Here is a 4,305-nt window from a genome sequence, read left to right as displayed (position 1 = left end):
TGTGGAGACAGACTACATTCTGCTTCCTCGCCCGTTCGCTCGCAATGCTCGGTCACGGGTCTGCGGCGAGCAGGACGGACTCGCGAAGTTACCCAAAGATTCAGGGGATACCTGCCGGGAAAGAAAAACGAAAAAGATAAGGTCGCAGCAAAGCTGTTTTCCATAGGCTCCGCCCCCCTGACAAGCATCACAGAATCTGACGCTCAAATCAGTGGTGGCGAAACCCGACAGGACTATAAAGATACCAGGCGTTTCCCCCTGGCGGCTCCCTCGTGCGCTCTCCTGTTCCTGCCTTTCGGTTTACCGGTGTCATTCCGCTGTTATGGCCGCGTTTATCTCATTCCACGCCTGACACTCAGTTCCGGGAAGGCAGTTCGCTCCAAGCTGGACTGTATGCACGAACCCCCCGTTCAGTCCGACTGCTGCGCCTCCTCCGGTAACTATCGACTTGAGTCCAACCCGGAGAGACACGACAAAGCGCCACTGGCAGCAGCCACTGGGTAACTGATTAGAGGAGTGAAGTCTTGAAAAGAAATGCACTATCCGGCTACACTGATAAAACAGATTTGGTTACTGTGCTCCTCTAAGCCAGTTACCTCGGTTCATAAACTTGCCGGTTTAATGAACCTTGAAAAACCGCCTCCCCAGGCGGTTTTTCTTTTTAAAACAAGTGAAGACTACGCTGACGACCGAGATCCAGTCAACAAGTGTTGTTAGAGCGCTTTAAATTTACAAATAAAACCCCACCTACATCTTGTCAGACATACTGTAACTTGTATAATCCGCAAACTTTAGTGTAAGCTAATAATCGTTCCTATTGTCTTGTGACAACTAAATGCTCGCATTCAGATAGGAGATGAAAATTATGAGCAATCAAAACATATTCGAAATCTTAACGAGCGATCCGGTATCCCTAAACATGTGGAACCTGAAATCAAACCTGATCCTCGCCATACATAAAACAGTAAGAGATAACGGCTGGAACCAAACAGAGGCGGCCGCACATCTAGGGATAAGCCAACCCAGGGTTAGCAACATGCTGAAAGGAAAGTTGGACAAGTTTTCTACAGATTCACTGCTGGAAATCATGTTCAAGCTGGGTTACAAATTAGACATGCAAGTAAACCCATCCTCTGATGTCATTTTAGAGATGGACATGAAAAAGGCGATGCTGTGAACATCGCCTTGAGTAGACACTACATTTTGAGATTTTTCAGCCGTTGCTTCACGACCTCTAAGTCTTTACGCGCAGGCCCATTGGTCGTTTTCTTGAAGACACGTAACACGATCACCTTGCCGGGTGATTTTGTCGTGTACACGCAACGATAAGCAGGGCTACCATTTATCTTCAACTCAATCACGCCTGGAGCAACTGCTTTCAGGTGTTCAACTTTCAGTTCTGGTTCGATTCCAGCTGCAACCAGCTTCAAGTTATGCAAAAAAGCTAAAGCTTTATCAACAGGTAAAGACTTTAGCTCTTTATCAACACCAGGTACATCTAGACGAATCTCTTTCATTTCGCTTACGGACATAATGTCCTCCTTTGTTTGGGGTTAGTGGTAAAACAGTTAAATTTCTCATTTGATACTCCGATTAAAAAAACCTCACTAAAAAGCCAAACCTCTACACCCGATGAGATTCATCAGGTAGAGGCATTTAATTTCAGTGGTTCAGGACACTGCTTTAGGCAATATCCATTGCATCAATATACTCTAAGTTGTATAAACTAACAATATGCCGCTTCGCTTGCGCAAGCTGTTAGCTCAATAAATAAACAACCGCTATTTCCGGAAGTCCCCCTCCATCGAAGCCAACAGTCTCGGTGGAGAGTCACCACAGAAAGAAGGAGTTAAGAGATGGCAGATAGAAGACCGCTAAACAAAGATGTGGTAGTGCCCAAACCTGGTGGCGGAACTCAACCTCGAGACAGAAACAATGACGGAACAGTACGTAAAAAACGCTCCGACGCAGGAAAACCAAGAAAATAAACAACAAGAAAGGTGAAATAATGGCTGCATACACGGAAAAAACAGAACAGTTCTTACAGCGCGTTACACATACACAGACATGGTGGACATCAACATACGACCCAAGCGATACGGTTCCCGTATCGGGAATTTATCGCTGTACCGTATGTGGTAAAGAGATAACTAGTAATAAAAACGATCCCTTCCCCCCACAAAACCATCATCAACATAATCAAAAACAAAATATTAAATGGCAGCTAATTGTAAGAACTGACACTAACGGTGATAAATTCGGTGTCTAAACATGGGAAGCCCTTCGGGGCTTTCCCTCATTAACGACCCAGATTGTCCGAACTTCACTCCGCCACAAAGAAAAATTCATTTTTTTTGAACATTCTTGGCAAATTGTTTCGATTTTCATCACTGCATGGTCGGCCTATCATTCATCACATCAGGGCAACAGAGCCCTTTACAGAACTGAATGACTTAAGGAACATGGCCATGAAATACATCAAATCTTTTGTTTTAGTTTCCGCACTCTCACTGGTTTCTTTTGCCAGCTTTGCGCAGTCAGTAACGGCAACCGGCAGCACCCTTGATGATGCCCAGGCTCAGATCGCCGCCCAGGCCAAACAGGCTGGTGCGTCTTACCACATCACCGAAGCCTATGCCGGTAATCAGGTGCACATGACCGCTGAGCTGACAAAATAAGAATGGTCGCTGAGGGAACAGCCAGAACAGGTCGTTGAGTACGGCCTTTCTGCTCCCTCACCACATAAAAAAGCCACCTTTAACCAGGTGGCTTTTTTATGTCTCCGGAACAGGCAGATTTACCATAACGTCTCATTACGCGCACCGCTCAGGCGGCCTGAGCGCGTTTCTGACGGCAGAACGGTAAAACAGGCAACAAACCACCCGAAAAGCCGCCAGAAACGCAGGGGATGAATTCTGGCACAGTGAATGGCTATGCAGCCAGGTGAATGGCTCTGATTCCGGCGCCGGATCCACCCCATAACCTCTCTTTTTCACACTTTCTGGGTCTGCCGGCGTGCATTTCTGGCAGGTGATTTTGCGCATGCGCAAAATCCGGCTGCGGACAAGTAGTGGTGAACGGGCGCGTAATTCATTGCGTGGCCGTGAAGCACTTGCCGGGTGTCGGGGCGGCGAGCCCAGACAGGAGCATTTGGCGTGCCGCGTGTGCGCGGTATTACAAATGCACATCCTGTCCCGTGGCGCTGATACCCTCAGAAAAATTGAAGCCGCGCCCCCACCCTGAAAATGCCGGCAAGCCACAGTGCCGGATCCAGCACCACACTGGATATAAATCAGTAACACAATACGGCCACCTGGATGAATATCATGTAGTCGGATCCGGCACTGTGCGGCGTTATACAGGTATGTGGATCCGGCACCAGTGCCGGATTGTGTGACATCCAACTAACTGATAAATAAAGATAGCCACAAACCGGCGATATGACAGTGCCGGCTCCGGCACCAACAGGTGTGTGGATTGTGTGACATTTTCCGGGATACATGTAAATCGCCTGAAACATCTGGACTTATGCCACTGATAAGGAAGGATAAATCTGCAAGACGCAGTCTTGCGTGGGGTGTGATGTTTTGACCCTGAGGGAAGAGAGCGGCGAGCGCTGTGTCCGGACCGGCCGAAAAAACAGGTTTGGATTAAGTCATTCAGTAAATCAGACAAGCCCCGCCGGCAACTGAGGCGTTCTCAGCGTTTCCAGAACTTCCACCAGGATGAATCCCCGGTATGCCTGTGCTCGATCAGCAGCATGGCTTGTTTGAGGCTGTCGATGTGTGAATCCTTGGCGGAAACTAGCGTTTTGAGGTGTTCCACTTCCTGTCGCAGCTGTGCAATGACCTGTTCACTCTGCGCGGAAACACCTGTGTCAGTCTGTTCATTTACCTGTCCAGAAACCTGTTCAACCAGACGTTGCTCAAGGGTTCCGAAAACACGGATAAGCTCAGAAACATCGACCATACGGGCATTTCTGTCCCCGTAACAAGTGGACAGTTCACCTGTCTTGATCAACCTGTGCAGTGTTGTCCGGCTCTTTCCGGTCAGTCGTGCGGCCTCACTGATCGATACTTTTGCCATTAACCCGCATCCTGTAGTGCATGTAACCGCCCGGAGAGAGTCCTGCAGAGTAGCTCTGCATCCTCATGAAGTTTTTCACACATGTCCGCCTCCCTGTCGAGATCAAGCTCATTGAGTTTCTCAAGAAGCAGGAGGGACTGTCCCTGGATGAATTGTGCCATATTCAGCGCGGTTTTCTCTTGTTTCGTCATGAGCAGGCCTCAGTGCGTACGTGCTTAA

7 protein-coding genes are annotated in these 4,305 nt (G+C 48.3%); 4 read left to right on the top strand and 3 right to left on the bottom strand.

Annotated elements, in window-relative coordinates; translation table 11 throughout:
- Positions 1-393 precede the first annotated feature (393 nt).
- Together ACQG19_RS27410 and ACQG19_RS27405 are read left to right on the top strand one after the other, a co-directional pair.
- Complete coding sequence (locus ACQG19_RS27410; RefSeq protein WP_045370694.1) at positions 394-504, top strand: hypothetical protein; 111 nt, start codon at positions 394-396, stop codon at positions 502-504.
- Positions 505-865: 361 nt separating this feature from the next.
- Complete coding sequence (locus ACQG19_RS27405; protein ID WP_045370692.1) at positions 866-1,177, top strand: helix-turn-helix domain-containing protein; 312 nt, start codon at positions 866-868, stop codon at positions 1,175-1,177.
- A gap of 19 nt (positions 1,178-1,196) precedes the next feature.
- Here the strand turns inward: ACQG19_RS27405 and ACQG19_RS27400 are convergent, their stop codons facing one another.
- Entirely contained in the window at positions 1,197-1,532 is a 336-nt protein-coding gene (locus tag ACQG19_RS27400) for a type II toxin-antitoxin system RelE/ParE family toxin (RefSeq protein ID WP_063136922.1), read from the bottom strand.
- Between the two features lie 476 nt (positions 1,533-2,008).
- Here ACQG19_RS27400 and ACQG19_RS27395 point away from each other — a divergent pair, with 476 nt between their 5' ends.
- Positions 2,009-2,269: a protein L gene (locus tag ACQG19_RS27395; RefSeq protein ID WP_072049812.1), complete on the top strand. Its 261-nt coding sequence runs from the start codon at positions 2,009-2,011 to the stop codon at positions 2,267-2,269.
- A gap of 199 nt (positions 2,270-2,468) precedes the next feature.
- A complete protein-coding gene (locus ACQG19_RS27390; RefSeq protein ID WP_045370689.1) occupies positions 2,469-2,678 on the top strand; it encodes a YdgH/BhsA/McbA-like domain containing protein in 210 nt (69 codons plus the stop codon).
- Positions 2,679-3,699: 1,021 nt separating this feature from the next.
- Here the strand turns inward: ACQG19_RS27390 and ACQG19_RS27385 are convergent.
- Complete coding sequence (locus ACQG19_RS27385) at positions 3,700-4,086, bottom strand: helix-turn-helix domain-containing protein (RefSeq protein ID WP_045370687.1); 387 nt, start codon at positions 4,084-4,086, stop codon at positions 3,700-3,702.
- On the bottom strand, positions 4,086-4,277 hold the full coding sequence (locus ACQG19_RS27380) for a Rop family plasmid primer RNA-binding protein (protein ID WP_045370686.1): 192 nt from the start codon (positions 4,275-4,277) through the stop codon (positions 4,086-4,088). Before ACQG19_RS27380 ends, ACQG19_RS27385 begins: the two co-directional genes overlap by 1 nt.
- Positions 4,278-4,305: the final 28 nt, after the last annotated feature.

Source organism: Enterobacter cloacae complex sp. 277I4 (assembly GCF_050031465.1).
GTDB lineage: Bacteria > Pseudomonadota > Gammaproteobacteria > Enterobacterales > Enterobacteriaceae > Enterobacter > Enterobacter cloacae.
The sequence above is the reverse complement of the archived record's forward strand: the minus strand, read 5'-3'. Positions and strand labels throughout refer to the sequence as shown.

Bases quoted from the DNA above. Each gene is read 5' to 3' on its own strand.
- ACQG19_RS27395 (WP_072049812.1), top strand. From the start codon at position 2,009: ATGGCTGCATACACGGAAAAAACAGAACAGTTCTTACAGCGCGTTACA.
- ACQG19_RS27385 (WP_045370687.1), bottom strand. From the start codon at position 4,086: ATGGCAAAAGTATCGATCAGTGAGGCCGCACGACTGACCGGAAAGAGC.
- ACQG19_RS27390 (WP_045370689.1), top strand. From the start codon at position 2,469: ATGAAATACATCAAATCTTTTGTTTTAGTTTCCGCACTCTCACTGGTT.
- ACQG19_RS27380 (WP_045370686.1), bottom strand. From the start codon at position 4,277: ATGACGAAACAAGAGAAAACCGCGCTGAATATGGCACAATTCATCCAG.
- ACQG19_RS27400 (WP_063136922.1), bottom strand. From the start codon at position 1,532: ATGTCCGTAAGCGAAATGAAAGAGATTCGTCTAGATGTACCTGGTGTT.
- ACQG19_RS27405 (WP_045370692.1), top strand. From the start codon at position 866: ATGAGCAATCAAAACATATTCGAAATCTTAACGAGCGATCCGGTATCC.
- ACQG19_RS27410 (WP_045370694.1), top strand. From the start codon at position 394: ATGCACGAACCCCCCGTTCAGTCCGACTGCTGCGCCTCCTCCGGTAAC.